1 pseudogene is annotated in these 213 nt (G+C 52.6%); it reads left to right on the plus strand.

Annotated features, from left to right (window positions below):
- Window positions 1-213 (plus strand): annotated as a pseudogene (locus KB213_RS12965) (hypothetical protein); the annotation flags it as partial.

Genomic DNA, 213 nt, shown 5'->3' on the forward strand with positions numbered 1-213 from the left:
CATTCAGGCGTTTATGGCCCCGTTCGTTATGGGGGCGCTCGATGTTGATTGTCCTTGTGCCGCTACTCGTGACGCAAACGATTGTTTTGGCGATATTTTATGGAACGTATTTGCACATTGTGTCTCGTCGATTATCCAGCGGGGTGACGGGAGAAATCATGCTCGTGGCGGCCTCTAACTCGATGCCCTTATCGGATGATCTGAGGGCGCAGC

Source organism: Neokomagataea anthophila (assembly GCF_018122595.1).
Taxonomy (GTDB): Bacteria; Pseudomonadota; Alphaproteobacteria; order Acetobacterales; family Acetobacteraceae; genus Gluconobacter; species Gluconobacter anthophilus.